The organism is Bradyrhizobium guangxiense (assembly GCF_004114915.1).
Taxonomy (GTDB): domain Bacteria; phylum Pseudomonadota; class Alphaproteobacteria; order Rhizobiales; family Xanthobacteraceae; genus Bradyrhizobium; species Bradyrhizobium guangxiense.
Map to the genome: position 1 here is coordinate 326,462 of NZ_CP022220.1, position 24,475 is coordinate 350,936.

At 58.7% G+C, this 24,475-nt stretch carries 24 protein-coding genes and 3 pseudogenes; 16 read left to right on the forward strand and 11 right to left on the reverse strand.

Annotated elements, in window-relative coordinates; genetic code table 11:
• Positions 1–10: 10 nt before the first annotated feature.
• Together sctJ and X268_RS39750 are read right to left on the reverse strand one after the other, a co-directional pair.
• Positions 11–877 (reverse strand): type III secretion system inner membrane ring lipoprotein SctJ, encoded by an 867-nt coding sequence (gene sctJ, locus X268_RS36085; protein ID WP_128929719.1) that lies wholly within the window; start codon positions 875–877, stop codon positions 11–13.
• Between the two features lie 10 nt (positions 878–887).
• Positions 888–1,403, reverse strand: coding sequence for a nodulation protein NolB (locus tag X268_RS39750; protein ID WP_232995593.1), 516 nt, complete (start codon positions 1,401–1,403; stop codon positions 888–890).
• Between the two features lie 207 nt (positions 1,404–1,610).
• Here X268_RS39750 and X268_RS36095 point away from each other — a divergent pair, with 207 nt between their 5' ends.
• From X268_RS36095 to X268_RS40220, 8 genes are all read left to right on the forward strand, one after another.
• Positions 1,611–2,282 carry a nodulation protein NolW gene (locus tag X268_RS36095; RefSeq protein ID WP_128929720.1) on the forward strand — a complete coding sequence of 224 codons (672 nt, stop codon included), beginning with the start codon at positions 1,611–1,613 and terminating at the stop codon, positions 2,280–2,282.
• Positions 2,283–2,997: 715 nt separating this feature from the next.
• Positions 2,998–4,791: an HrpF/NolX family T3SS translocon protein gene (locus X268_RS36100; protein ID WP_128929721.1), complete on the forward strand. Its 1,794-nt coding sequence runs from the start codon at positions 2,998–3,000 to the stop codon at positions 4,789–4,791.
• Between the two features lie 1,209 nt (positions 4,792–6,000).
• The gene (locus X268_RS36105; RefSeq protein ID WP_128929722.1) at positions 6,001–6,234 is read left to right on the forward strand and encodes a hypothetical protein; all 234 of its coding nucleotides are present in this window, start codon (positions 6,001–6,003) and stop codon (positions 6,232–6,234) included.
• Between the two features lie 106 nt (positions 6,235–6,340).
• Positions 6,341–7,234 carry a SctD/MshK family protein gene (locus tag X268_RS36110; protein ID WP_128929723.1) on the forward strand — a complete coding sequence of 298 codons (894 nt, stop codon included), beginning with the start codon at positions 6,341–6,343 and terminating at the stop codon, positions 7,232–7,234.
• A 32-nt stretch (positions 7,235–7,266) separates the two neighbouring features.
• Positions 7,267–7,803, forward strand: coding sequence for a hypothetical protein (locus X268_RS36115; RefSeq protein ID WP_128929724.1), 537 nt, complete (start codon positions 7,267–7,269; stop codon positions 7,801–7,803).
• A gap of 2 nt (positions 7,804–7,805) precedes the next feature.
• The gene (locus X268_RS36120; RefSeq protein WP_128929725.1) at positions 7,806–8,228 is read left to right on the forward strand and encodes a histidine kinase; all 423 of its coding nucleotides are present in this window, start codon (positions 7,806–7,808) and stop codon (positions 8,226–8,228) included.
• Positions 8,229–8,238: 10 nt separating this feature from the next.
• Positions 8,239–10,356, forward strand: coding sequence for a type III secretion system export apparatus subunit SctV (sctV, locus tag X268_RS36125; protein WP_128929726.1), 2,118 nt, complete (start codon positions 8,239–8,241; stop codon positions 10,354–10,356).
• A 216-nt stretch (positions 10,357–10,572) separates the two neighbouring features.
• Positions 10,573–10,794 carry a tetratricopeptide repeat protein gene (locus tag X268_RS40220; RefSeq protein WP_232995594.1) on the forward strand — a complete coding sequence of 74 codons (222 nt, stop codon included), beginning with the start codon at positions 10,573–10,575 and terminating at the stop codon, positions 10,792–10,794.
• A 910-nt stretch (positions 10,795–11,704) separates the two neighbouring features.
• Here the strand turns inward: X268_RS40220 and X268_RS36135 are convergent.
• The 3 genes from X268_RS36135 to X268_RS40225 form a co-directional block, all read right to left on the reverse strand.
• Positions 11,705–12,502 carry an effector protein NopP gene (locus tag X268_RS36135; protein ID WP_276575808.1) on the reverse strand — a complete coding sequence of 266 codons (798 nt, stop codon included), beginning with the start codon at positions 12,500–12,502 and terminating at the stop codon, positions 11,705–11,707.
• A 446-nt stretch (positions 12,503–12,948) separates the two neighbouring features.
• A complete protein-coding gene (locus X268_RS36140) occupies positions 12,949–13,518 on the reverse strand; it encodes an RNA-dependent RNA polymerase family protein (RefSeq protein ID WP_232995595.1) in 570 nt (189 codons plus the stop codon).
• Positions 13,484–13,738 carry a hypothetical protein gene (locus X268_RS40225; RefSeq protein ID WP_232995652.1) on the reverse strand — a complete coding sequence of 85 codons (255 nt, stop codon included), beginning with the start codon at positions 13,736–13,738 and terminating at the stop codon, positions 13,484–13,486. The genes X268_RS36140 and X268_RS40225 overlap by 35 nt, the downstream gene beginning before the upstream one ends.
• Before the next feature lie 125 nt (positions 13,739–13,863).
• Between X268_RS40225 and X268_RS41085 the strand changes: the two are divergent.
• The 5 genes and pseudogenes from X268_RS41085 to X268_RS40240 all read left to right on the forward strand — a co-directional run.
• Positions 13,864–14,001, forward strand: a pseudogene (locus X268_RS41085) (hypothetical protein); the annotation flags it as partial.
• A 103-nt stretch (positions 14,002–14,104) separates the two neighbouring features.
• Positions 14,105–14,272, forward strand: coding sequence for a DUF2309 domain-containing protein (locus tag X268_RS39755; protein WP_164933827.1), 168 nt, complete (start codon positions 14,105–14,107; stop codon positions 14,270–14,272).
• Positions 14,265–15,008 carry a recombinase family protein gene (locus X268_RS40230; RefSeq protein WP_232995596.1) on the forward strand — a complete coding sequence of 248 codons (744 nt, stop codon included), beginning with the start codon at positions 14,265–14,267 and terminating at the stop codon, positions 15,006–15,008. Before X268_RS39755 ends, X268_RS40230 begins: the two co-directional genes overlap by 8 nt.
• Positions 14,909–15,139 (forward strand): annotated as a pseudogene (locus tag X268_RS40235) (recombinase family protein); the annotation flags it as partial. The gene X268_RS40230 and the pseudogene X268_RS40235, both read left to right, overlap by 100 nt.
• A gap of 96 nt (positions 15,140–15,235) precedes the next feature.
• On the forward strand, positions 15,236–15,505 hold the full coding sequence (locus X268_RS40240) for a recombinase zinc ribbon domain-containing protein (protein WP_232995653.1): 270 nt from the start codon (positions 15,236–15,238) through the stop codon (positions 15,503–15,505).
• A gap of 86 nt (positions 15,506–15,591) precedes the next feature.
• Here X268_RS40240 and X268_RS36150 read toward each other — a convergent pair whose 3' ends face one another.
• The 4 genes and pseudogenes from X268_RS36150 to X268_RS36165 form a co-directional block, all read right to left on the reverse strand.
• A complete protein-coding gene (locus X268_RS36150; protein WP_128929727.1) occupies positions 15,592–16,224 on the reverse strand; it encodes a hypothetical protein in 633 nt (210 codons plus the stop codon).
• A gap of 439 nt (positions 16,225–16,663) precedes the next feature.
• The gene (locus tag X268_RS36155) at positions 16,664–16,816 is read right to left on the reverse strand and encodes a DUF2274 domain-containing protein (protein WP_128930165.1); all 153 of its coding nucleotides are present in this window, start codon (positions 16,814–16,816) and stop codon (positions 16,664–16,666) included.
• A 119-nt stretch (positions 16,817–16,935) separates the two neighbouring features.
• Positions 16,936–18,054 (reverse strand): annotated as a pseudogene (locus X268_RS36160) (IS630 family transposase).
• Positions 18,055–18,248: 194 nt separating this feature from the next.
• Positions 18,249–18,533 (reverse strand): hypothetical protein, encoded by a 285-nt coding sequence (locus X268_RS36165; RefSeq protein WP_128929728.1) that lies wholly within the window; start codon positions 18,531–18,533, stop codon positions 18,249–18,251.
• A gap of 330 nt (positions 18,534–18,863) precedes the next feature.
• Here X268_RS36165 and X268_RS36170 point away from each other — a divergent pair, with 330 nt between their 5' ends.
• The 3 genes from X268_RS36170 (at position 18,864) to istB (ending at position 22,500) form a co-directional block, all read left to right on the forward strand.
• The gene (locus X268_RS36170; protein ID WP_164934317.1) at positions 18,864–19,889 is read left to right on the forward strand and encodes an IS110 family RNA-guided transposase; all 1,026 of its coding nucleotides are present in this window, start codon (positions 18,864–18,866) and stop codon (positions 19,887–19,889) included.
• Between the two features lie 281 nt (positions 19,890–20,170).
• A complete protein-coding gene (gene istA / locus X268_RS36175; protein WP_128929730.1) occupies positions 20,171–21,661 on the forward strand; it encodes an IS21 family transposase in 1,491 nt (496 codons plus the stop codon).
• Complete coding sequence (istB, locus tag X268_RS36180; protein WP_128929731.1) at positions 21,658–22,500, forward strand: IS21-like element helper ATPase IstB; 843 nt, start codon at positions 21,658–21,660, stop codon at positions 22,498–22,500. The genes istA and istB overlap by 4 nt, the downstream gene beginning before the upstream one ends.
• 706 nt (positions 22,501–23,206) lie before the next feature.
• On the opposite strand, the gene X268_RS36185 is transcribed toward istB, so the two are convergent.
• Both X268_RS36185 and X268_RS36190 read right to left on the reverse strand, forming a co-directional pair.
• Positions 23,207–23,929, reverse strand: coding sequence for an LrgB family protein (locus X268_RS36185; RefSeq protein WP_128929732.1), 723 nt, complete (start codon positions 23,927–23,929; stop codon positions 23,207–23,209).
• Positions 23,926–24,303 carry a CidA/LrgA family protein gene (locus tag X268_RS36190; protein ID WP_128929733.1) on the reverse strand — a complete coding sequence of 126 codons (378 nt, stop codon included), beginning with the start codon at positions 24,301–24,303 and terminating at the stop codon, positions 23,926–23,928. The genes X268_RS36185 and X268_RS36190 overlap by 4 nt, the downstream gene beginning before the upstream one ends.
• Between the last annotated feature and the right edge of the window lie 172 nt (positions 24,304–24,475).

Below are 24,475 nucleotides of genomic sequence, written 5' to 3' on the forward strand. Positions count from 1 at the left end.
TGCATTCGGCCTATCTCGCATCGGAGTTCCGCTTTTTGCCAGCGGCTAGGACGGCGGGCATACTCGCCGCTGTGTCAATATTCGGCACTTTCCGCCAGAATTGACCTAGCTGGCGCACACGTGTGCTCAGCAGCACGTAAGATAGAATGCCGACCGCGGCGCCGACACCCCCGACCACGATCGCAAGAAAGGTGGCTGACGTGAACTTGGTCGGGTGGATCGAAGCAGCTGCTGGTGCAGAGAACATCTCATGCTGCGCTCGCTCAACCGGCACGAAAACGACGGCCACCTTGTCGTATGATAGTCCTTCAATGCCATTGGCGACGAGCATCTTGATTTGGGGCAACAAGGCTGAGAGGTTCGCATTGGAACCATGTCGAATGAAGACCGACGCCGAGGACGGGGTCGCATCCTGTCGCAAAAGGTCGTTCTTCGGCAAGACAACATGAACCCGGGCGGAGAGAACCCCATCGATATCATTGATTGTGCGCGACAATTCTTCGCTTAGGGCATAAACGTAACGAGCGCGCTCCTCAACTGGGGACGCAACCAGGCCGGATCCCTTGAACACCTCCCCAAGATTCTTAAACACCTGGCGCGGCAAGCCCTGGCCATTCAGCAGTTCTATCGAAACGGCCAATTGCTTTTCTTCGACCTGAATCGTGCTGCTACCGTCCTTAGCGACAACACGGACTGCATCGACACCCTTACTAAGGAGAAGGGCAAGCATCTCGTTGGCTTCACGCTCCTGAACTTTCGTATAGAGATCGGCCTTGCAGCCGGCTAGCAACAGCACAAGCGGCAATAGGAGAACGGCATGCACCTGCCTTCCAGAAGTCGCGCCGCGACCGATCTTTCTTTGCGCGAAAAGAACCATCAACCGCCGCTCAGCCCGCTGATAGCAGCTTATTCAGAGATGAACCGACGGCGCCAGCACTCTTGGAGATGAGCGAAACCTGAATGACGCCGTTGTAAACATCCCGCAGATTCTGCAACGTCGACTCGAAATTGTCGGCACCTTCTGGTTTTCCGATAACATGGACATCGACTCCGTCCAAGCGCGAGATAGGCCGCGCGGCGGGCCCAAGCTGGACGCTCTTCGAAGGGCCCGGCTCGCCGATCGAAGGGAGTCCGGTCGAAGGATATGGTTTGCCTAAGTGCGCTCCAAAAAGATTCTGCAGAATGCGATCGCCCAGTGGACCTGTCTGCGCGACTGCACGCTGAACCTCCGGTACAGGTGGCGCCAACGCGCTGTCGGCCACCAAAGAGGCGGCGCCTTGTTTCGATGCCGCCTTTGCAAGATGCTCATGAAAGTTGCCCGGCGCCGATGAACACCCCTCGGTGAGACACTCGCCGAGGTTGGCAGAGATCGGCATCGCGCCAAACATCACGGAAGGAATCATTGCTCTCGCGTCTATTAGCTGTCGTTGCCGGGAACGGCTCGGCACCCTAGCGAGCCGAGCTGACCAAAACCTGACGTGGATCAAGAGCTACGTCATCCAAAAATCACGATTGGCTTCCAATTTGCGACGAAGTTCGTCTTCCAACTTTGGAAGAGTACCAGCGCATGACCGCCTGGAATACTCAACCACACCACGAGGCTGCACACGTTGAAGAACATTCTAATTGTTGGTGTTTTCATCTCCTTGAGCGCGGTTAGGGCGCTCGGCGCCACTCTAGAGCTGCCATCCACGCCTTATACTTACACAGTTCTGGATCAGGATCTCGCGGCCGCACTGCAGGAGTTCGGCAACAATTTGAATATTCGAATCAATGTCAGCACCCATGTAAAGGGGCGGATTCGCGGGCGCATGCCGGATCTCGCGCCGCGAGATTTCCTCGAACGCGTGACCACTCTTTATAATCTTCAGTGGTACTATGACGGGCTGGTGCTGTACGTATCCGACGCGCACGAGGCGGAAAGTCGCCTGCTTGTCTTAAACCCGGTCACTTTCGATGCATTCAAGGCGGCACTCGATGCACTCAAAATTTCCGATGAACGCTACGTCGTGAGAGCCGCACCGGAAGATGGACTGGTCTTCGCTTCTGGTCCGCCTCGCTTCATCGCGCTCGTCGACCAAATGCTCAACGGCCTAGTGGCGGAGGCCCAGGCGCGACGAACTCTTACGACAACCGCAAAGCCGGCGCCCGCGTCGGTCTTGATGTTGTTTCGGGGCTCCTCAAGTACGGTTATTCGTGATGGACGACCGGAGGGACCTGTTTTGCCCGAGGCGACGCATCAAGATAACGTGGCTCACGCGCCCGGCCCAAGCCAGAGATGAATTGGACAGCAAAAGTCGCTTACAACGGCGCTCAATGCGGTCGCGGCTTTCTTTGTGAGCATGTTGAAAGCTGATGCTGTCGGCATGAGAGCCCGAGACCTAGACGGTGATGCCTTCAACTGGAAAGGTGGGCAGCATCATTCTTGCGCTGGCTACGGCTTTAGCTCCACTCAACGATCGACGATCTCAACCGTTTGAGTACATTTGCCGGCAAACGGTGACTGATCCCATAATGCTTCATGGCGCTGACGGAGCAGACGCTAACCCTCTCGTAACGGGCCGTAAGCGCGCCCACTCGCCATCGCCAGACGACGCGGCAGTATCATTTAATTTTGTTGCACGAACCCGCGCCGATCTTCCGCGGATTGCAGGCCCGAGTTCCCATTTTTGCCATCTGCCGCGTGAGGACGCGACGGAGTGGCAGACACTTTTGGGGGGATGCGGGTATTGCGCAACACCGCATTCATGTCCGTTCGCGCATTCCGCTGAGCGCCGTCAGCTTCTCGAAAGCTAACTCCCGCTACTATAAAAGGGGGTGAATATCTAGCAGGCAATGAGCCTGTTGATCGGGACCTGAGCACTGGACGCTCACTCAGCCGCCGGGAGCAGCCGCCAGGAGTTGTTGGATCTGCCCATCAACACTTGGTGTTCGTCGCGAACTCGGGCTGCACGGTGTGACAGGACGGTGGCGCAATCTCACAGCACAGGATGTATAATGTCAGTCAACAACCTATCCCTCGCCGCCAACTCGAACGTGGCTTTGTCCGGGCTTGCCCCCGGGCTCACTCCGGCGCAAGAGCTGTCAAGTTTCGAGGCGGTGCTTGCGAGCTACGCCTTAAATGACACGACCGGCGATCATTCCGCACCACAGGATTCGGCCTCGGAGTCGACTAAGAACCTGACGGAGGAGCTCATACAGCTGACGGGGAATATCGTGCCACCCGACGTTAGGGCTGCATTGGACGCAGAAGCGTATAGCCAGCCCCCGCAGTCAACCTCTGCTGCGGCCTCCACTGCGATTGCAGCGGCGCCAGTACCCAGCTCACGGATTACATGGAACAGTGGCACTCTGACTGACACCGAGTTGCAGATTGTGTCGGTGCTGAACCGTCATAAAGATAAATGCCCCCTAGATTGGAAGTCGCTCGTAGATTTGGCGACGGACCCCTCCACACCGCCGGATCTGAAGACGGCGATCGAAGCATTGCAGCAGGATCCGGAGCTCTTCTATGCGATAGGCTCACAAGGCGATGGCCGCTGCGGGGGGACAATCAAGGCAGGAGATCTCTCCGGCTTCTCCGATCATCACTCACAAGTGGCTGCATTCCAGGAGCAGCAGGCGCGGCGCTACGAGCATAACTACGTTCCGTCGGACGGCACCGGAAACGGCCAGCCCTGCGTTATGACCCAGACCGACGCACTGCGTGAGCTCTATCGCTATTCTGATAATTTGCCCAAGAACCTGAGCCTCGCGGATTTCAGGCAGATCGTTGATGGCGAGGCTAAAACGGGTAAATGCCCACCTCAGGTTCTCGCAGCCGCGAGATACTTCCTCAATCATCCAGAGGAATGGAAACAGTTGTATGGCGGCTCGGTAGATAAGGTCCACAAAGAGGACTTCTTGCAGATGGCTTCGTCATCGATGAACCTCACGCATGCCGAGTTGGATACGCTAGGTACGATCAATAAGAACCAAGCGGCTTTTTTCGGGAAGGGTGACCTGACCCGGGAGACGCTCACTAGTATGGTCGATGACAAGAGTCTCGCCCCGGACGTGCGAAAGGCGGCCTCCCAGCTGTTGTCGGATCCTCTCTTGTTCGGATTGCTGAACAACTCGATCACAGGCTACAAGACCCACCACAAGTTCTTCGACTTCGGCGGCGGCCATACGGTCGATTCCGGCAACATCAGCAGTAACGATTTCACCCATTTCTTCAGCAACATGTCCGGCGCGAACCGCACCGCTCACCAATTGAAGCAGCACGCTGTTCAGCCGGCTGCCGACCAGGCGGCCGTCAAGGACATGATGACGGGCGTGGCGGACCAGCCGGACGTCAAGTCACCCAAGAAAAACGGAGGTGCCTTCATGCACGCCTTTGATGAAGTGCTCAAGGTGGGCTCCAACGTGCTTGACTGGGCTGCGACGGCAGTTGGTGTACTCGGCTTCATTCCAGGTTTGGGGGAATTGACCGATCTCGCGTCAATGATACTCGAGAGCGAGGCGCAAGCAGCAAATCTTCTGCACACAGCCATCACAGGCGGCAACATAAAGCAGGCGCTGGAAGAAGCGGGACTCAATCTTGCGGCACAGGCGGTGGGTTGTATCGGCGGCCCGGAGGTCAAACTAGCCATGCGCGAAGGCTTGACGAAGCAGGCAATTCAAGAAGCCGCGACGGCCGGCGTCAACCTTCCGGTCTCGATGGCACAATCTTACGCGGAGGACTATTTGAACTCCCTAAAGGAGCGGATTGAGTCCGCGGACATGCAAGCTGCAGGCGTTTACAGCTAGTCAGAGTGACTTGGGGCTCTCGGCTCACAACTGCGTGGCTAGACGAGCTTGCGCAGCCCTCGTGCGGTTGGGTCTCCACTCCAAACCGGTAGGGGCTCGCAAGCTTTGCCAGCATGTTCGAGCTCCTTACCCACATCCGACGACTTTGCTTCGCCGGTTTTCACCATGGCCCGCTTTATGTTTGGCTGGACTCGACCGGTGCTTCGAGAGCAGCCCCAAATGCGGCACGTCGTCGCAACAGTTCGATAGGCGGCCGTCCGGTTCCAACAGCCGACGCTGAACTTGTCGACTTTCTTAACACCGGGACAGAACGAGATGATGTCGACGAGAAGGCACACGCCGCACTGAGATGCGCAATAGGGCAGAACGAATGAGACCAAGGGCGACCGCTCGAGGCTTGCCCTTTGCCCGCTCAGCGGGAAAGTGCTCGATGACGCTGAGGGCTTAGCAGACTTGGCGGATTTGCCTTGACGCTCTAATCGCTTCAGCACGCTTAACATTCCAGGTCGTGTTTGATCCGATCTAGGCACATCGCCGCCTGCGCTTGGCAGGGAGAAATGTCTTAATGCCTTACCTGATGGAGATGCCGCCGGCGACGGCGAGCGGGACGTTATAGCATCTCGGCCTCAAAGCCTGATGATCAACGAGACCGCCCGATCAACCGGCTTCATAACATGATCGTCTTTCTTGGTGCCAACTGTCTGATCTCCACACGTGGCCGATGCACCAATCACGTCGAATTCGTTAATCCGCCAAAACCGGTTGAATTTCTGAGATCCGTCAGCTTGTCGAAAGCTAATGCTCGCACAGTGAGGAAAGCCACGACGGCATGACCACCTTGACATAGGAGACGCCTTTAATGCGCATTCCGAGTTCAAGCGCCACTGCGCGCGTTGCTCCTGACTTCCATGCTGCTCGTGGTGACAAGAACGGCTCCCGCACACCCGACGACAATGACAATCATGGTCAATCGCCTGGTACAAGCAGCGCTGGAAATGGCACGTCAACTCCGGACAGTAGCTCGCAAGAGGCCGCGTTGCGCCAAGCATTCAACGCCGCTCTCGGAGCCGCGGCTGTCCAAATGGCAAGTAATGCAATGGCTCGTTTCCATGAGGCCATTAGCGAGGAGGATTCCTGACGCCGGATGTTGCGGCGTCGGGAAATAGGAGCCGCCAGGAGCGGCGACACCCGAACACACAGGAGAACAATATGCCTTCTAAAATTGGTGCGACTACTGCCTCGGTCGCAGGGGGGGCCGCTGGCACCGCTACGGCCGCAGTTGGTGCTGCAGCTGCTGAAGTCACCGGAGACGCCGCTTGGCACGCCCAAATCGCCGCTCTGACTGCTGAAACCACCAAAGCGACTGAGAGGGATGTGCAACTTCGCATCGTTTCAACAGAGCTCACGACGATCAAGAAGGTCGCCGACGAGCGGGTGCAGTAACGGAGGAGGTGGGACGACGTCGTCGTTCCACCTTTCTTCGCCTGCGTAAGCTGCAAAGCTCGCAACGAGCCGTACGGCTCTCTCGCTGTTCAGGAGACCGTCGACCGTGAATGAACCACACTCCCTGCATTTCGAGGTGCTGTCGGGGCTTTACTCCGGGCTGACCGGCAAATTGGGCTTTGGATCGAGCCTGATTGGTAGCGACCTGGATGCTGACTTGGTTTTCATCGAACAAGGGCTCGAACGTCATCACTTTCGTATCCCCCCCCATCACAATTCGATTGAAATCGAGCCTCTTGCGCCGCAAGTAAGGATAGAGGGACAACGGGCACTTCTCCCGAACGAGCGCGTTGCTGTTTCTCTTCCCGCCGTCATCCATGCGGGCGAGATGTCCATCCGTTGTTCCATAGAGGATTCCAAACAAGCTGGCTCCATCAGCCGCTGGCTCGGATCGACCGCGGTACTCGCCTCTGTCCTGATCAGTTCCGTCGCGGTCGGCGCCGTCTCAACGAGTTTCGTCGAGACGGACAGCGCTGTTGACGTGAACGCCGACTTGCACCGTAACGTCGACGTTGCACCTAAGCTGGCGCCCAACGCTCCTGATGCTCCGACCGCCGAAGCAGCTGCCACACGGCTGCAAGAGGAAGTTGATCGAGCGGGCCTTTTTGATATCAAAGTCCGATCTGAGCCGGGTGTTGTCGCTGCTGACGGTACCGTAACGCGCGCTTCTCTCCCAAAGTGGCGGGAAGTTCAAGAATGGTTCGATCGCGATCGAAAGGACGCATATGTTCTCGTCAATGCAGTCGCCATCAGGGAGGAGAAGACGCCGTCCTCGATTTCCGTCGAAGCCGTTTGGCGAGGAAGTGAGCCATATCTGGTCATCGCTGGTCAAAAGTATTTCGTGGGCGCGCTGTTGAATAACGGATGGACCGTCAATGGGATTGAGGAACGACGTCTGCTGCTGAGCAGGAACGGCCGGCTTGTTGCCCTCCCCTATTAGAGTTTCAGCCCGCGAATAAGGAGGAAAGACTCATGACTAGGCTGTCTGAGCATTCGCTTGAGCCCGGCGCCTCTTTTGAGGAGCTCAAGGTCGACGACAACCCACCTGCTATTACGCCGGCGACTGCTAGAGCCACGGAATCCGCAATCGAGAGAACTCATGCAAATGGTGGCAAGAGCTTCGCGATTTTCCAGGATGATCCCCCGCAAGATCTGCCTGTTGTCTCCGCGATCGTAACCGCACTGGACCTTACCTCTATTGATCCCGTTTCGCGCGTCAATGTCAACGAGGCGCGCGGCGAGATTGGTGAGATCAAGCCAGGCTCAGAACTTGCTTGGCTTAATGGTCCCAGTCTCGCGGACAACCTGCTCTCCTTTGTCACGCCGCGCCTATTTCATTCGCATGTTTTGCGCCCAGAGAAGCAGGGCATTCTTCTCGAGCGTTTGGCCGATACGCTCTCGGCCGCGCCAGAGAGTTCGGTGTCTCGTGAAGACCTCGCGATTGTGCAGTTGGAGCTGCGACGGTTAATTCTGCTCCGGCAGAATGACAACGGTTTAATCAAAGGCTAGCAATGGCCGCGCCTGACGGAGAGCAACACCTCACACCTGCTCCGCCGCCACACTTATCACGTGCCGGTGAGGTTTTGCACATCACAAGAAGGGAGCGTGATTTGCTCTGCGCGCTTTCGTATGTCCATCTTGCCTGCGGTCAGAGCGCACAGAGCCTGGCTCTGTTGCAAATCGTAGCTCACGAACATTCTTACGACGTCGAGCTGCTCCGCATTCTGGTCTACGCTCTGATCTCGGAGGGCCACGGTGACGACGCATTGGCGGCACTGGACAGGTTAGACAAGCTTGACGACGACCCGTCTTCGCGCCTGCCTTTGATGGTCTTGCGCAGTCATGCGCTTCGTCAGGCCGGCCGCATGGCCGAGGCACGCGCACTCTTCAAGAGCTATGTTTCATTGCGGAGCGCTGCTCCAATCAAACAATAACAGGCTTCTCATGGCCAATACCCTGCATAGTCTCATCGTGCGCGCACCAGCTAACCCAGATTTGATGGTCGCGTTGATGCTTCTTCTGGCGATCGGAATGATGATCATGCCGATCCCGATCGTATTGATCGACATGCTGATCGGCTTCAACCTCGGCTTTGCCATACTGCTGCTGATGGTGGCCCTGTATCTCAAGACGCCGCTTGACTTTTCGTCCTTGCCAGGCGTCATCCTGATCTCGACCGTCTTTCGCCTAGCGCTTACCGTCGCGACGACGCGGTTGATTCTTGCGGAGGGGGATGCCGGCAGCATCATACATACATTCGGCGATTTCGTTATATCCGGCAATATCGCTGTTGGCATCGTCATATTCCTCATTGTGACCATGGTGCAATTCATGGTTCTCGCCAAAGGCGCAGAACGGGTCGCAGAAGTGTCGGCGCGTTTCACGCTCGACGCGCTTCCGGGCAAGCAGATGGCAATCGACGCGGAACTGCGCAACGGGCACATCGATCAGAACGAATCTCGCCGTCGGCGAGCGGCGCTGGAGCAAGAGAGCCAACTTCACGGCGCTATGGATGGCGCTATGAAATTTGTGAAGGGCGACGCCATCGCCGGGCTCATAGTTATCTGCATTAACATGCTGGGCGGCATCACAATCGGCTTGCTCTCCAAGGGCATGCCCCTGGAGGAGACGCTGCATCAATATACGATCCTCACCATAGGTGATGCGCTAATTTCGCAGATCCCGGCTCTGCTGCTGTCAATTACGGCTGCAACCATTGTCACTCGTGTCAATGGTCCTTTGCAGCTCAATCTGGGTGGCGATATTGTCAGCCAACTGACGGCCAGCACGCAAGCGCTGCGGTTGGCCGCCGGCGTCCTGATTGTGATGGGGCTCGTACCGGGTTTCCCTTTGCCTCCGTTCATCATGCTGGCCGTACTCTTCGGCGCGGCGAGCTTTGTCAATGTTGGCGTGCAGCGCGCCAAGAACGCCGCCAAGACGGAGGTCAGTAGCGCCGGTACGCCTCAAGCTCCATCGCAGGGTCAGAAACAGACCTTGCCTGCAGAGGCCCTTCCAATCGCGCTGTTCCTCGCACCAAACCTTGCAGGTGCAATCGACAAAGAGGAACTCGAGCAGGCAATCGTGCGAATATCGACACTGGTCTCATCTGATCTTGGTATCACAATTCCGCGCATACCAACCAAGATAGACCAGCTTTTACCTGAATCGCAATTCAGGGTAGACGTTGAGGGAGTGCCCGTTGGGCGAGATTTTGTGGATCCGACGCAACTCATGCTCAACGACGACGTAGCGAATATTGAATTGAGCGGTATCCCCTTTCGGCAAGACGTAGAGACAAATCGGATTTGGATCGAACAACTTCATGCGCCGGCTCTCAAAGCAGCCGGGATAGGGTATCACCGTCCGAGCGAAGTCGTCGCCTTGCGCGTCCAGTCGACATTGATGCGCTATGCACAGCGCCTGGTGGGCATTCAGGAGACCCGACAATTGCTGGGCCGAATGGAGCAGGAATATGCCGATCTGGTGAAGGAGGTGCTGCGCACGATGCCGGTTCCCCGGATCGCCGATGTCCTGCGCCGCTTACTGGACGAGGGCATCCCAATTCGCAACACTCGCTTGGTCCTGGAGGTGTTGGCAGAATGGAGTGAGCGCGAACAAAATGTTGTGTTGCTTACCGAATATGTTCGCTCCGGTCTGAAACGGCAGATCTGTCATCGCTATGCCAACGCCCACCGTGTCGTGGCAGCCTTTATCGTAGAGCGCCACACCGAGGATATCGTGCGCGGTGCGGTGCGCGACACCGCCGTGGGTCCTTATCTCGTTTTGGACGATTGCGATAGCGAGATGCTGCTTTCGCAGTTTCGCAAGATCCATTCGAGCATCGCACGCGGTCAGAGCCAACCCGTCATTCTGGGTTCGATGGATATCCGGCGTTTCGTCCGGGGTTTTCTCACCCGCAACGGGATCGACCTTCCTGTTCTTTCGTATCAGGATCTCGCTGCGGATTTTACGGTTCAGCCGATTGGATCCGTCAAGCTAGAGGCTTCACAACATAAGACTTCCCCAGGAGAGCGTCGTGACCCGATCGCCGCAACCAGCTAACAAAGGCACAGCAGTGGTCGTGAGATAGCAGTTGAATTTATGTAAAATGAATGTCTGGCGGCGGTTGTTCTCACTTGATCCGAAGTTATACTCAGCCATCCTCGCTCCGCTTGCCATTCTGCTACTCGGAGGCTGCGCGAGCTCGCCTAAGCCCAGTCCTTCATCGCAGCAAGAGACCGCTCCAGAACGCTAGGCGACAAGGATATCGATCCTGCTATGCGCGACCGCATTGCCTACGCTCTCCAAGCGGACGCTGACGAGGAGACTTTTCGCGAAACGTTGAAACAACAACCGGGCAAGGTCAATGCGGCGATTCCTCTGGCGCGTGCCCTGCTGGTGCGCAAGCGCCCGGATGAGGCGCTTGATGTCCTCGACAAGGTCTTGCTCGCGGTCCCTGCAGACCTGCGCGCCCTGAATTGCGAAGGGAGTTGTGCTTGACAGTGAAGGACGTCACCGTGAAGCACAAGCGCTATATCGGCAAGCTCTCGCAACGACCCTCGATAATCCGATGCTGCGCAACAACTTAAAGCTGTCGCTCGTACTTAATGAGAAGGCCAAAACAGGAAGCGCGAGCCTACAGCAGTTTTAGCCGCCCATCAGGGGGCGCAATCTCGCTAGCGCCGTTGCTCGCTAACGATACATTTCCTGCAGGGTTTGGTAGGTTGAGCACGGCTCAGCCTGCATCCGCTGGGGTCCTTTTTCGGCTAACGGGTTAGTCGCGAGTCAATGTGCAGATGCTCTCTTATCCCCGAGGCTTGGGATTGCGTGTGCTGGTTCTGACACTCATGTCTGTCTTCCAGCGACCTAGTGTATGCGATGGAGAGAGCATTTGCTGGTTTTTCTCTACAGCAACGCCGAAGAAACATTACGCACGACGCAAGCAATTCGCATTGCTTGTCGCACCGGCCGCCGACGAACAACTTGATGGTATGCTCAGCACGAGGTGGCTCGACATCTCTCCAGATTTGGCGTCTTCGATCGAAACGGCCGAAGACACACCATCAGATTCGCTCCTCAAACGGAAATCACTTTGGACCGTTCTGATGGTGGACATTGGCGCACACCGCGACTGGGCTGGAAACCGGCACGATGACGCGTGGCCCCCATGGCGTCAATCCGCGAATGATTCCTCCTCTCCGGATGCAAATGGAAAGCCCCGGCTCGAAGCCGGGGCTTTTGTTGAGCTATCATCGCCGCGCAACTCTCATAGACCACGGTGCGGTTGTTACCAGGGATCTCATCCGGTCAAAGCGGTCGGCTTCGCCCCGCCGAGGACTCAACGTAAGCCGACAATGTCGACTTACGTTGCTCCACCGCCCGCCGCGACACGAACGCTTGCAGATCCGCGCTACATAAAGTCACCGTCCTCGTCGGAATCTGCTGCAGCTTCAGTATCACTGTCCGCTTTGGAGAGATAGCGCCGAGAACTAGTTGCACGTTGCCATTCACCATCGCTGTTTAGCTCCCACTTTCCGGACTGGGTGGGATCGAGCACCATGTCGTCCTCATCCACTTCAACGAACCCCATTGCTTGCGCGCGGGCTTTCGCTTCTGGATTAGCAGGACGCCAATTCACCAACGGTCGTTCGCCGTCTTGCCGAAGTTGGTGCTCGAGCAGAATATCGCCAGCATTCGTGACAAGCGGATGAGCCACCTGAAAGTCGACAACTGAGGTGACTTCACTTCTTCCGGGGAACTGGTCTCGCCACCTACCGCTTTCGAACTCAGTCATGCTGAATCCGCGTTCAGTCCTTTGCAGGCCGACGCTCATATTTCCTAACTGGTAGCTGTAGTATCGGGCGTCCTCGGAATCTCTTCTGACGGCGTACTTCTCGGCAACCTCTACCGTGCGCCTTGCTCTTTCAGATACAAGCTCAGAGTATTCGTGAGGATTGTTGGCGATTCGATTGATAGCTTCCCCATGATAGTTCCGCGCCTCTCTCCTGAATGTCGCTTGATCGATCTCAACCACGGGTGGCCTTGCAAGGAGGGCATATTGCGGATGCGAAGATGAGCTGCCGGCCGAATCTTGCAACTGCATTCTAGCGAACGCGTCCGCGAAGTCTTGGCTTTCGCAATTCGAATGCTCCGCATCTTGCCGATAATAAGTTTCGTTCTCGGAAAAATTGTTGATTCGACCGTACATGATGAGCACTCTCCTATGGTTCACATGTCTTGCATTGTGTCGGGCCGCTGACCAACCCACTCGTAGACCCCTAAGCTGTCCATACTCTGACACCAGCCTATAAATGGAAGGGACCTGCTGCTGCGCGGTGCTGGTCAGCGAGTACAGTTTCGGCGCCATGCCTCGGAACCGGTTGATGAGCGCCGTAACGAACAGGCCTCGCCTCCGCTAGGGCGAGGACCTTCCGAATAGAGTTGCATCATCCAAGCTCGCTCCTCCTCAGCATAGGATTAAATCAGACAATTCCCCTCTGACGATGTCGATTCGGGAGAAACAACAGGCTCTAGATCGAGATCTTACTTGGCCTGTTTGGATCGTGGTCGAGTAGCTCAGCCATTTGGCTTTCGCCCTCACAGATCCGGGCAGGCGGCTTTCCCGCACCCGGCTCTTCCCGAGAGTAACCCGCGTCATATCCGCGCCTGCGCCCAAGTGCGAGTGATGCCCGGACCGGGCAGACGGAAGTGTGTCGTCAGGGTCTCGAACTCCGACCAGCCCATGCGCCGACTTTTCTGGCTACGCCGTCTCAGACAGCGCATCCACGTCCGACGCACTTCGCGGTAGAAGCCGTTGAGCGCTGGATAATTGTGCGGCCTGCCGTAGTAGCCGTAGTGTCCACGCAGAACAGCGGCGAACCACTGGTGCTGCGTGGCCAGTGACTCGTGCATGAGCCGCCAGGCGTCCTGGCGCAACGCCGTCAGCTTGCGCGTCAGGCGTTTCCCGTCCGTCTTGTGCTTCACCATGAACCGGCCGTCCCGGGTCCGCCCGCAGTAGTGGGTGAAGCCGAGGAAGGCGAAGGTCTCGGGCCGCCGCTCGCCGCGCCGCTGACGCGAGAGGGCCTCAAACCGGCCAAACTCGATCAGCCGCGTCTTGCCCTCATGAAGCATCAGGCCAAAGCTGGCCAGCCGCACCTTGAGGGCCAAGAGCATCTCCTGCGCATCCGCCTTACTCTCGAAGCCCATGACGAAGTCGTCGGGCATAGCGCACGGTGCGACCGCGTGCATGGCGACGGCGCCATTGGTGGGCCCAGAGATCGAGGACGTAGTGCAGGAAGACGTTGGCGAGGAGCGGGCTGATGCCCGCCCCTTGCGGAGTACCCCTGTCCGTTTCTTGCTTCTCGCTGCTCTCCAGAACACCGGCCCGCAGCCACAGCCCAATGAGCCGTAGAATGCGAGGATCGGCGATCCTGTGCGCCAGCATCCGCAACAGCCACTCGTGGTCGACCGAGTCGAAGGAAGCGGCCACACACTACCCATCGCCATGATATCCCAGCTTCGGTGACGATCACGCGCAAGCGTCACGCATTCGAAGGTCAGGCGTTGGCCGTGATCGGCACCATTAGGCGGCGCGGCGTCCGCTATCTCCTCACAGTTCTGCCAGATGGCAGTCGGTCGTTGATTCCGGCGAGTTGGACCGATTGGAAGGTTGAGCCGCTTGGAGGCACGCCGCCGACCGATGACGCTGTCCACGATCTCGGCAGGCTCGGTGATTTGCTCCACTTGCGCAAGCTCGTCGACGCTCTTTGCATCGGGGGTGCCGAGTCGGCGCCGTGCAAGGAGAGTCGCCATGCAATTGAACCTGGAGTTTTTCGATCAGCCCGATGTTCCACCAAGCGCGCCAGCAGCGTGGGACCAAATCGACGAAGCCGCCCGCATGGCGGCAATCGAGATTCTGGCGCGCCTCATTGCACGCCTGCTCCCGGACGACCTGGCGATGGAGGCAAGCGATGAGTGAGCGCGTCAAGATTACGTCAAGTCATCTCTCTCGACAGGCTTTCGTCTATCTGCGCCAATCCAGCGCCGCACAGGTCGAGCACAACCGCGAATCAACCGACCGGCAATATGCGCTTGCCGGCAAAGCGCGTGACCTCGGCTGGCCCGATGAACGCATCATCGTTATCGACGAGGATCTTGGCCTCTCCGGTTTGGGCTCGGTGGCGCGTTCGGGCTTTGCCCGCCTCACCGCCGAAGTGGCGCTCGCGCGCGTGGGCCTGGTGCTCGGTCTCGAAGTCTCGCGGCTCGCGCGCAATAACGCCGAATGGTACCGCCTGATTGATCTGGCCGGATTTACCGACACGCTGATCGGCGATGCCGACGGCATCTATCATTCGGCCGTCTTCAACGATCGCCTCTTGTTGAGGCTCAAAGGCACGATGAGCGAAGCCGAACTGCACGTGCTGCGGGCTCGCCTCAACGGCGAATCCGCAACAAGGCGGCGCGGGGTGAACTGCGCCGCGGGCTGCCGGTCGGCTTCGTCTGGGGCGAGGCTGATGGCGAGGTCCGCTTCCATCCTGACGAAGCTGTCGTCATCGCCATTCGCAGTGTTTTTGCACGCTTTGCCGAGATGGGATCGGCGCGTCGCGTTTGGCTCTGGTTTCGTTCCGAGGGGCTCACGTTCCCGCTGCAGCTGCACGCCCGTGCCCAGATCCGTTGGGTCGAGGCAAGCTACACCGCCATCCACCAGGTCTTGACCAATCCCGTCTATGTCGGCGCCTATATCTATGGCAAAACGCGTCAAGAGACGATTCTCTTTAGCACTGGTGCCCGCAAGAGGCGGATTCGATTCTTGCCGCGTTCCCAATGGCAGGTTCTCATCCCCGAGCATCATCCAGGGTTCATCGACTGGCAGACCTATGAAGCAAATCAGCAACGTCTCGCCGCGAACACGCGACCCCAGCCGCACAAGGGCGGCGGCGCCGTGAGAGAGGGCAACGCCCTCCTGCAAGGTCTTGTCAGTTGCGGCCATTGCGGCCGCCGCCTGCACACCCACTATCGCGGACGCAATTCTTCGCCAGGTTATCACTGTGCTGGCAAAGTGCTGGTCGAGAACCGAGGCGTTTACTGCCTCAATATCGGCGGCGTTCAGGTCGATGACGCCATCACCCGGGCGTTCATTGCCGCGTTGGAGCCCGCCAAACTGACCGCGACACTCACCGCCGAGAGGGAGGCGACGGGAAGTCTAGTGTAGTGAACACCTAACTTTCGTGCGCTAGTGTCGGGGGCCGCGTGAGCTGTCGTTGTGTGAGTGAGCAAACTGCTCGTAGATCGAGCTAATCAGCTCAACGGGGATGATATCGAAGCGGTATGGAAATAGCGAATGCTGCCCAGTCTCCGGGTCAATGGCTTCGAGAAAGTCCGCAACCGAACAAAGTGCTTATGGCGCAAGCGGCTCATTGGCATGGAGGCTGGAAACATGTCTCCGTTGAACGTGGCGCGAAGCCATGCAAATAACGCGTGCGAAGACGTCGTATTGCGTAAGGCGTCAGGCAACGTGTCTTCGCCGCAATGTTTTTTGAGCTTGCGCTTATCTACGATACCGCGGTCGACGAGATACTGGGTAAATATTACTCGGCCGATTAGACCTTGAGCGATGCCTCGCTCTAGGTCATCAGCGACGAGGTCCCGCTCGAGAGCGCTTAGATCGGACAGAAGCCTTTGATCGACGGTATTCTTCCGATTGATGGAATCGTTTCGAAGCCAGAATTGGCCGCTCTCCATTGCGAGGCGCCCGGCGAGTTCGTCCAGCGCGGTTAGCTCGCTAGCGATGATCTTGAACGTGTGGAGTCGGTTAGCTTCCGCATCGCCTTGTGCAAGCGGCCGGCCAAAGCCGTTGTAAAGCTCGATTGTGCTCGGGCTGACGATCCACAGGAGGGGCGTGTCGTGCCCATGGCGTCGCCAGCCTCTCAAGCTCGCTCGTCGATCACGCGAAGTCAAAGGAACTTGCCGTTCGCACCAGGGACGTCGCGTTACCAACGGCCCCGAGTAGAGCAGTTGTTCAATCGGTTTCCTCTTAAGCACGCAAGATGCGCTGAAAGCGCCCTGGCGTTCACCACAAGTCGGCAGCCGACATTTATCGGAAATTGAACGGTGATGGGTTGCGCCGGCTCGCCGCGAACAGAAGCCCTGCGTCCATTCCGAAGCCGAGCTTTTGAGTGTCTGCCTTTCGCAAGAACCGTTAGTTGCGGGGATACGCAACACCCGATTGTTGCGTTTGGTAGAACAGGAAATTCCGAGAGCCTCTGCATAACTGATCAGAAATGGCGACTCTGCGCCCCAACGCCTTCTAAGCTGTTGATTTAAAAGGTAGTTCATCGCTGCGCAGGTTGCTCGACCTGCTTCGCGAGCGCTAACCGGATCTCTCGGCCGCTCGAGGGACGGAATGAGTGTCACTTCGCTGGGGACATCGCAAGGCGCGGTCGGTCGCCACAAAGCGCTCGATCATGGGAGGAATCAATTTAGGGGGCTCTGTTGGCGTCGCGCTGCGGTTCCGTGTCAGAATTTCCGCGTTGTCCGGCCTCTAACGGGGCTATTTCATGCCTGTGATGTCTGGTTGCTAAGACGGTCGCCGGACATCCACACGATGACGAGGTTGGCCGAAGCGTTGAAGGAGGTCTTATCCTAGTGTCTTGAACCAGAAGTTCGCAACATCGGGTCTTGTTTTTCCGGGGCGCTGTAACGACAGAAGCGCTCGATGGAAGCAAGGATGTCGTCGGCGGATTTGGTCCATCGGAACGGTTTCGGATCGGCGTTGTGTCGTTCGATGAATGAGGCGATGTCTGCCCTGAGGGCGGCTACGCTGCGATAGACGCCGCGCCTGATCTTCTTATCGGTAAGAAGCGCGAAGAAGCGCTCGACCTGATTGAGCCATGACGAACTGGTCGGGGTCAGGTGCACATGCCAGCGCGGCCGTTTAGCCAGCCATTTCCGGATCAGCGGAGTCTTGTGGGTGGCATAGTTATCCATGACGAGATGGACGTCGAGTTGGCGGGGCACAGCGGCCTCGATCTCGTCCAAGAACTTGCGGAACTCGGCGGCACGGTGCCGTCCGTAGCACTTGCCGATAACCCGTCCGGTCGCAATGTCGAGGGCGGCGAACAGCGATGTGGTGCCGTGTCTTTTGTAATCGTGGCTCCTTCGGGCCGGCTGGCCGGGACGCATTGGCAACATCGGCTGACTGCGGTCCAACGCCTGGATTTGCGACTTTTCGTCTACACACAGAACGATGGCGTGTGCCGGCGGCGAGACGTAAAGGCCTACGACATCGCGCACCTTGGCCACGAAGTTCGGATCGGTCGAGAGCTTGAACGTCTCCATCCGGTGCGGCTGGAGGCCGAAGGCCCGTCAGATGCGTTGTACCGTCGATACGGATAGGCCGCTCGCCTTCGCCATGTCCCGGGAGCTCCAATGAGTGGCGTTCTCAGGGCAACTCTCCAACGTTCTCACGATCACGGCTTCGATGCGGGCGTCGTCAATCGTGCGAGGCGCGCCGGAGCGCGGCTCATCATGCAGCCCGGCCACGCGCTGCTCCACAAAACGTCGTCGCCACTTGCCTACTGTGCCCCGCTCCAGGCCTAGCTTGGCCGCCACGTCCTTGTTCTGACCACCTTCCGCGCAGGTCAGCACGATCCGGGCTCTCAAAGCCAGCGCCTGCGCCGTCTTCCGCCGCTTCGTCAGCGACGTCAGTTCGGCGCGCTCGTCATCGCTCAATATCAGGGGGGCAAGTTGCTGGACCGCCATCGGAGACTCCGTCGCTGTTTGCCGCCATCTTTGGCACAGCGACGCGAATCTAATGCGAATCTACGATTGCGAACTTGTGACTCAGGACACTAGAGTTTTACTTCACCGATCTGGCGAACAGTCGTTGCAACGCGACTGCAAAAAAAGGGAGGCTGCCAACTGCGCGGGTGTGAATTGGCCGGATAGCTCTCGACTTAAGCAATGGTTTCCACGATTTCATAGCGCCGGATCAGCGGTCCGATCCCCTCGTTGAGCAGGGTCAGGACGTTCTGCGTTGTCGGAGCGAGGAGTTCAATCCGCTCGATGCGAACTGGACTCCATGAAGGCTGCTTGTCCTCATCCGAGGCGATTTCCTCGCGGAGTTCGAGAACGATCTGTCGCACCTCTTCCAGCTCTGCAAAAAAGAAACTCTGGATTCCTGTGTCTTTCCAGCGATCTTCGTTCGGCTCAATCTCGCGTGAGTAGGTATATAAGATCATGGTTCCTCGCCTGCATGGGCGGCGGCGATCAAGGTGAGACCTTAGCGACAATCAGGATGAGACTGCGCGGATGGGGACGGACCGAAGGGAGGGCGTAGCCCGACCGGAGGACCGTTCCCATCGGCGTCGCGTTTTTCGGACCGGTCTGGCGGCTGGGTGCGGCTGGTGCAAGCTGTTGATTCGTCTCGACAAGAGGGAATCGATGCCTTGCCTGGCCTTCACATCACCGACCACCAGATGAGATGGGATGGTTGCCGCCCTCCCCAGACGGCATCGTAATGTGCCAAGAACGCAGTGTTTGAACCCCGAAGCGAAGAGGACGGCAAATTGATGGATACGGTGATCGGAGTGGATCTAGCCAAGAATGTGTTTCAGCTCCACGGGGCGTCAATGGCGGGACACTTGAAATTTCGAAAGAAACTGTCGCGGCTTCAGTTTCGGAAGTTCATGGCGGGCCACCCATCGGCAGTGGTGGTGATGGAAGCCTGTGGCAGCGCCCACTATTGGGCACGGGAGATGGTCAAGCTCGGCCATGAAGTGAAACTGATCGCTCCGCAATATGTGAAGCCTTTTGTGAAACGCCAAAAGAACGACGCGGCTGATGCCGAAGCAATCGTGATCGCGGCACAGCGCCCCGAGATGCGCTTCGTCGAGCCGAAATCGGAAGAACAGCAGGCCAGGGCAGTGCTCTTTCGGGCTCGGAAGCGCCTTGTTCATCAGCGCACCGATCTGGTGAATGCGCTGCGTTCTGTTCTCTACGAATTCGGCCATATCATCCCGCAAGGAATCGAACAACTTAAACGCATTGACGCAATCCTCGAAGATCCGAACAGCGATCTACCAGAACTGGTCCGCGAGGAATGTCGGAGTCTCATTGATCAGATCGCCTACAAGACGGAGCGGATCGATGCCAAGGCAGAGCAGCTCAAGAAGTTGGCGACGCGGACGGTCACGGCGCAGCGGCTGCAGACAATGCCGGGGGTCGGCCCGCTGACCGCACTCGCGATCGAGGCTTTCGCGCCCGACATGGCGGCCTTTCGACGTGGCCGAGACTTCGCGGCTTGGCTCGGCTTGGTCCCACGGCAACATTCCTCAGGGGGAAAGGAAAGGCTCGGACGCGTTTCGAAGGAAGGACAGGCGGACATTCGCCAGTTGCTCATCGTTGGGGCGATGTCGCGGCTGAACTGGCTCGGGCGCAAGTCGATCCCTAGCGGATCCTGGCTGGCGCAGATGCTGGCGAGGAAGCCGCGCATGCTTGTGGCGATCGCCTTGGCGAACAAGATGGCTCGGACGATTTGGGCCATGCTCACCCGGAAGGAGGATTATCGGAACCCAGCGCAGGCAGTGACGGCATGACTGCATGCAGCACGAAATAGCCTGACGTTGGCGAAGGGGGTGTGAGAAGGCGACGACCCGAATGGGCGCAACGATCGAACAGATCTGGATCAGGAAACCAGCTAGAGCCAAAGAGCCGACGTGCTCGGAGATGAGAATTGGACCTGGTCCGCGGATCACCATACCGGCCAGCGGCTTCTGAAAATGCCGTAAAGGAAGGCCTGACAGAAGACCGCACTCGATCACACGCCAAAGGGTCAGAAACTTCTTGCATTGCGGGCGGCAACCACAGAAGGCTGTACATGACCTACCGACTGACATTGTCTCCCGAGGCCGCGGCGGCCAAGGCGGGGTTCTCGAAAGCGAGCGCGTATCGGATCGAGGACGATTTGCGCCTGCCATCGCAGAAGAAGGTGCCGAGAGGCCGGCGACGGTCCGATCCGCTCGTGCCCTATTGGGACGCCGAGATCGTTCCGATCCTGAAGGCTGCGCCCGGCATCCGCGTGATCGGCGTGCTGGACGAGCTGCGCCGTCGGCATCCCGACCTCAACCCCAACATCCGACGCACGCTGGAGCGGCGCATCAATGCCTGGCGGGCGCTCAATGGCCCTGAACAGGACGTGATCTTCCGCCAGGAGCACGAGCCCGGTCGTCTGGGTCTGTCCGACTTTACCGATACAAGCCCGCTCGGCATTGCCATTGCTGGTGAGACGCTCGATCACCGGCTCTACCACTTCCGGCTGGCGTTCTCCGGCTTTGAGCATGCCCATGTCGTGCTCGGCGGCGAAAGCTTCGTCGCCCTGGCCGAGGGCTTGCAGAACGCCCTGTGGGCGCTCGGCGGCGTTCCGCGGGAGCATCGCAGCGACAGCCTGTCGGCAGCATTCCGCAATCTGGCGGCCGACGCGCGGGAGGATCTGACACAGCGCTACGCCGCGCTGATGGGCCACTACGGCATGGCGCCAACGCGCAACAATGCGGGCATTGCACACGAGAACGGCTCGATCGAGAGCGCGCACGGTCATCTCAAACGAGCGCTGGAGGATGCGCTGTTGCTGCGGGGCACGCGCGACTTCATCAGTCTCGATGCCTACCGGGCTTTTGTCGACGAGATTGTCGGCCGGCGCAACGCCAACCTCGCTAAGCGGATCGCGCTCGAAAAGGAAGCACTGGCGCCACTGCCGAAAGGCCGCACGACCGACTTCGAGGAGAAGGTGATCCCGGTGACGTCGTCAGGCGGCTTCATCCTGCGGCGCGTGTTCTACACTGTGCCTTCAAGACTGATTGGCCATCGCCTGCGTGTGCGCATCTTCGACGACCGGCTCGAATGCTTCCTCGGCGTCACGCCGGTCGGGACGCTGCGGCGCGGGCGGCCTGTGTCGGAGAACCACGGCGGGCATGTCGTTGATTATCGGCACGTCATCCATGCCCTGCGGCGCAAGCCGATGGCGCTCGTCAATCTCGTCTATCGCGATCAGCTCTTCCCGCGCGCGGCTTACAAGCGCCTCTTCGAGACCTTGCGGGAGCATGGCGACGACCGGCGCGCCTGCAAGGTGACGGTCGAGCTTCTGGCTCTGGCCCATGAGCGAGCCTGCGAAGCCGAGCTCGCCGAGGCGATCGCGACCGCTCTCGATGCCGGACGGTTACCCGATCTTGCGGCATTGCGCGATCGCTTCCGACCCGAGGCGGCCTCGATCCCGAGTGTCGCCGTCAAGCTGGCGTCGCTCGACGTCTACGATGAGCTGGCCTCCGTCAGCGTCGTGTCGGCCCACTCGAACCTGGGAGGAGCAGCATGACCAGCGGAGCTACCTCCATCGATGCCGCCCGCGTCGAGCTGCTGCTCAATGAGTTGCGCCTGCCCGGCGTCAAGGCGATCTGGCCGAAGCTCGCCGCGCAGTCGGACAAGGAAGGCTGGCCCGCCGCCCGCTTCCTTGCGGCCCTTGCCGAGCACGAGGCAGCCGATCGCCCCCGCCGCCGCATCGAACGACACATGGTGGAAGCGCGTTTGCCCGCCGGCAAGACGCTCGCCACGTTCGAGTTCGAGAGCGTGCCTATGCTGTCAAAGGCACAGGCGATGGCGCTCGCCGCCGGTGACGTCTGGTTGAAGACCGGCGCCAATCTGCTGCTGTTCGGTCCACCCGGCGGCGGCAAGACCCATCTCGGCGCAGCGATCGGCCTGGCTCTCGTCGAGGACGGTTGGCGCGTTCTCTTTGCACGTACCACTGATCTGGTGCAGCGGCTGCAGGTGGCCCGGCGCGAGCTGGCGCTGGAGTCCGCAATCGCCAAGCTTGACCGCTACGACCTCCTGATCCTCGACGACATCACATATGTGAGCAAGGACCAGGCGGAAACCAGCGTATTGTTCGAGCTGATCGCCTCCCGCTACGAGCGACGCTCGCTGCTGATCACGGCCAATCAGCCATTTGGCGAATGGGGGCGTATCTTCCCCGATCAGGCGATGACACTGGCGGCGATCGATCGCCTGGTGCACCACGCCACGATCCTCGAGATGAACGTCGAGAGCTACCGTCGAAAAGTTGCTCTCGATCGCAGGCGCGGTCCAGGCCGGCCGCCGGTTCACGCCACTCCAAATGAACTCGAGAAGGCGGTGACTGACGCTGGCAATGCCGCTTGATTGTCGCGCAGCGTCAATCAAGCCTTGCCAAGCCCGCAGCCAGCGTCAATTATCTTCTGACTCGGCCGCCTCGTCTCATCTTGATTGACGCGCCGCTCTCATCCTGATTGTCGCGCCATCCCTGCATCCCTGCGATATCCCCGCCGGTCTTATACTTTCCAATTCTGCCATGGAAGATCAAATCCCTTGTTGAGGACGATGTAGTTGTCACTCTCCGGCTCGTGCGAGTCCGATGAAGTGCGTGCACTCCGGGCGGCAAACGGGCAATGGCGCGACACCTCCAGGCCTTCAGCCATCTCGTGAGGACTTGTCGACAAGATCGGACAGCTTCAGTTGGAACTGTCGCCGTCGGAATCCCTGCAAACCGTCCCTGACGGCGAGTAAATGCGTCCAGCACTATGGCCGTATGGGCGGGGGCGATAGCCAACGACAGCTTCCGTGGCGTCGGGCGCTGCATGGTACCAATCGTTGCCCACGAGTAGTAAATTCAAATTGCAGGCTTGTGTGGCAAATATCCGGTTCAGGAGGCAGCCGCACTTGCGCTCACAGCGCCGGGGCGTCCATTCCTACGCGATTGGGTTCAAGGAACCTATTCTGTGAGTGCGTAGGGTGGACTGCCCCGGCCCAGTGAAGATCGGGCCAGTGACGCTATCAACCATCAAGATCGATAGCGAGCTAGTGCGGAGCCGATACAAAAACCCGACGCTCATCTCATTAGCACTGTGAGCGCTAGCGGTACGAGGAAAGATGTGATTAGTGCGTTTAGGCTCATAGCAATTCCAGAAAACACGCCAGCCACCTCGTCCACCTGAAATGCTCGCGCGGTGCCGATCCCGTGCGCGGCGATTCCTGCCGCAAAGCCACGAGCCCGAAAATCGGTGATGCCGGTACGGTTCATCAATCGCGTGACAACGGTCGCTCCCATGATCCCGGTGAGGATGACCGCGACTGCCGTCAGAGACGGATCCGCCTGCAGCGTTTCGCTGATGCCCATTGCGACCGCGGCCGTTACCGACTTCGGGGCAAGGGACAGGATCACCTCGCGAGGCAGGCCGGCAGCCTCCGCAAGCAGCACAATCGAGAAGACGGCCGTGACCGAGCCCGCAACGAGCGCTGCCAGCATCGGCACGATCGAGGCAAGGACAATCTTGCGATTTTCGTATAGCGGGACCGCGAGCGCGACGGTTGCCGGGCCGAGCAGGAAATGCACGAACTGCGCTCCGCCGAAATAGATCGCATACGGCGTGCCAGTTGCGAATAGAAACGCGCCGATGATCCAGACCGCGTGCAGCACGGGATTGGCAAGGGCATGACGGCGAAGCGCAAGCGACACGGCATCCGCGATTGCATAGACCAGCAAGGTGACCGTCAACCAAAGCAACGGGGATTGCGAGAGATAGACCCAGAGGGAGAACGGATTGTCCTTCACGGTGCCTCGCTGAACAGCCGACTGATAAGGCGGAACGTCAGAACCGTCGCAAGCAAAGTCACCATGACCGAGACAGCAAGGATCAATATTATAGCGAGCCCGTGCGTCGCGAGGAGATCGAGCTTTTCCACGACGCCAATGCCGGCTGGGACGAACAGGAGCGACAGATGCTTGAGCAGCCCCTTGCTTGCTGTTTCCACGCCGCTATTTCGTAGTGGGCCTCGAGCGATGCTTGAAAATCTGTCACGGGCAAGCAGCAGAATCAGCAAGAGCAGGAGCCCGAGCACGGGACCTGGCAGCGGTAGGCCGAGGCCCCGGGTGATGACTTCGCCGGCGAGTTGGCAGAGCAAGATAAGACTGAGACTTGCAAGCATGAAACACCCTGAGCGGCACATTCATATCAGGAGGAGCTACCGAAAAATTGTCCATGGCCGCGTGGTCGAGAACCGACCGCCCCTTCTTCGATTTGCTCAAGTCCGAGACGGCTTCTGACCACATCAGGTGCTCGCCCGGATCACGAACTTAGTACTGAGATATCCCTCGATT